This window comes from Kitasatospora sp. NPDC091257 (assembly GCF_044757675.1).
GTDB classification, from domain to species: Bacteria; Actinomycetota; Actinomycetes; order Streptomycetales; family Streptomycetaceae; genus Kitasatospora; species Kitasatospora lactacystinica.
In genome coordinates, this window is sequence record NZ_JBIVVI010001195.1 from 1 (window position 1) to 2,723 (window position 2,723).

Sequence of the window (2,723 nt, forward strand, 5' to 3'; positions counted from 1 at the left end):
GGTACCAGGACTCGAACCTAGACTAAATGAACCAGAATCACTCGTGCTGCCAATTACACCATACCCCACCAGAGTTGAACCCTCGCGGGCCCTTCTCAGGCGTTGCGCCTCTCGGTCGGTCCCTTCCGAGGGGCTTTCGTTCCCTCGTCCGTTCCCTCCCGGGCGGCGCAGAAAGAACATTACCCGACGTCGGCCCCGGGTCCAAAATCGATAACCCCAGGCAGCGGCCGGGAGGCCTGCGGACGGCCTCCGGGTACGCCGCGGGCCCGGCACGAAGCCGGGCCCGCGGCCTGCTCGGCGCCCCGCTCAGGCGGCCGGCAGGGCGTCCAGGGCGGCCCGCAGCCGCCGCAGCGTCTCCGGGCGTCCCAGCAGCTCCATGGACTCGAACAGCGGCGGGGAGACCCGGCGGCCGGTGACGGCCACCCGCAGCGGCGTGAAGGCGAACTTGGGCTTGATGCCCAGCCCCTCCACCAGCGCCTCGCGCAGCGCGGCCTGGATCGGCTCCGGGGTGAAGTCCGCGAGCTCCTCCAGCGCCTTGATGCTGGCCTCCAGCACCGGGCGGGCGTCCGCGGTGAGCACCTTGGCGGCGTCGTCCGGGTCGAGGGCGAACTTCTCCGGCGCCACGAACAGGAAGCCGGCCATGTTCACGATCTCGCTCAGCACGACCATCCGCTCCTGGGTGAGCGGCGCCACCTTGGCGAGCAGGTCCAGCTGCTGGGCGGTGGGCTCGGCCGGCAGCAGCTCGGCGCCCTGGAGGAAGGGCACCAGGCGGCGGACGAAGTCCTCCGGGGCCAGCCGGCGGACGTGCTCGGCGTTGATCGCCTCGCACTTCTTCAGGTCGAAGCGGGCCGGGTTGGCGTTCACCTTGGTGACGTCGAAGGCGGCGACCATCTCGTCCATGTCGAACAGGTCGCGGTCCTCGGCCAGCGACCAGCCCAGCAGGGACAGGTAGTTGAGCAGGCCCTCGCGGATGAAGCCGCGCTCGCGGTACATGTTGAGCGAGGACTGCGGGTCGCGCTTGGAGAGCTTCTTGTTGCCCTCGCCCATCACGTACGGCAGGTGGCCGAAGCGCGGGGTGGTGCCGTTGCCGACGCCGATCTCGGCGAGCGCGGCGTACAGCGCGATCTGCCGCGGGGTGGAGGAGAGCAGGTCCTCGCCGCGCAGCACGTGGGTGATGCCCATCAGGGCGTCGTCCACCGGGTTGACCAGGGTGTACAGCGGGGCGCCGTTGGCCCGGACGATGCCGTAGTCCGGCACGTTCTCCGGCTCGAAGGTGAGCGTGCCGCGGACCAGGTCGTCGAAGCTGAGGGTCTTGTCCGGCATCCGGAAGCGCAGGATCGGCTCGCGCTTCTCCAGCTTGTAGACCGCCACCTGCTCGTCCGTCAGGTCGCGGCAGTGCCCGTCGTAGCCGGAGGGCTTGCCGGCCGCGCGGGCGGCCTCGCGGCGGGCGTCCAGCTCCTCGGTGGAGCAGTAGCAGTAGTAGGCGTGGCCGGCCTCGTACAGGCGGCGGGCGACATCGGCGTAGATGTCCATCCGCTGCGACTGGCGGTACGGCGCGTCCGGGCCGCCGACCTCCGGGCCCTCGTCCCAGTCGAGGCCGAGCCAGCGCATGGCGTCGAGCAGCTGGTTGTACGACTCCTCGGAGTCGCGGGCGGAGTCGGTGTCCTCGATCCGGAAGACCAGCGTGCCGCCGTTGTGGCGGGCGTAGGCCCAGTTGAAGAGGGCCGTGCGGACCATCCCCACGTGGGGGTTGCCGGTCGGGGAGGGACAGAAGCGAACCCGGACGGCCGGGTCAGTGTTAGCCACGCTTGATCACCTTGTTGGTGAGAGTGCCGATGCCTTCGATGGAGACGGCGACCTCGTCGCCGACGTTGAGCGGGCCCACCCCTGCGGGCGTGCCGGTGAGGATGACGTCGCCGGGCAGCAGCGTCATGGCCTCGGAGATGTGGACGATCAGCTCGGCGACCGAGCGGACCATCAGGGAGGTGCGGCCGGTCTGGCGGAGCTCGCCGTTGACCGTGCAGGTGATCGCGAGGTCGCTCGGGTCGAGGTCGGTCTCGATCCACGGGCCCAGCGGGCAGGCCGTGTCGAAGCCCTTGGCCCGGGCCCACTGGCCCTCGCGCTGCTGGACGTCCCGGGCGGTGACGTCGTTGGCGCAGGTGTAGCCGAGGATCACCTCGGGCACCCGGTCCAACGGGACCTCGCGGCACATCCGGCCGATCACCACGGCCAGTTCGGCCTCGTGGTGGACGTCCGAGGAGAACGGCGGGTACGCGATGCTCTCGGTCGGACCGATCACCGAGGTGGACGGCTTGAAGAAGGTGAGCGGGGCGTCCGGGACCTCGTTGCCCAGCTCCGCCGCGTGCGCCGCGTAGTTGCGGCCGACCGCCACGATCTTGTTCGGGAGCATCGGGCTGAGCAGCCGGACGTCCTGGAAGCGGTAGCTCTCACCGGTGGGCTGGGGCTGGCCGAACGGGTGGCCGGCCAGCGCGTGGACGACCAGCGAGTCGGGCCGGGAAGGGTCGCCCTCCACCACGCCGAAGGAGACGCTGCCGGCGGCAGGGCTCCCTTCCCGGACGGAAAACCTGGCAATGCGCACGGCTGGGACACCCCTCGCTTCGTCGGCCGCCCGGGGCGCGCCCGGGCGCTGGTGGGCGCCCCGCCCGCAGTGGGCGCGGCCCCGTCAATCGGGCTCCAGGCTATCGCGTGGGGGCCCGGCCGAC

Annotated in this window: 2 protein-coding genes; both read right to left on the reverse strand. The window is 71.1% G+C overall.

Annotation, left to right across the window (positions count from 1 at the left end; genetic code table 11):
- Nucleotides 1-306 precede the first annotated feature (306 nt).
- Complete coding sequence (gene gltX / locus ACIQOV_RS36220) at nucleotides 307-1,806, reverse strand: glutamate--tRNA ligase (protein ID WP_401055058.1); 1,500 nt, start codon at nucleotides 1,804-1,806, stop codon at nucleotides 307-309.
- Nucleotides 1,799-2,599, reverse strand: a complete 801-nt coding sequence (locus tag ACIQOV_RS36225) for a fumarylacetoacetate hydrolase family protein (protein WP_359915358.1) — start codon at nucleotides 2,597-2,599, stop codon at nucleotides 1,799-1,801. The genes gltX and ACIQOV_RS36225 overlap by 8 nt, the downstream gene beginning before the upstream one ends.
- Nucleotides 2,600-2,723 lie beyond the last annotated feature (124 nt).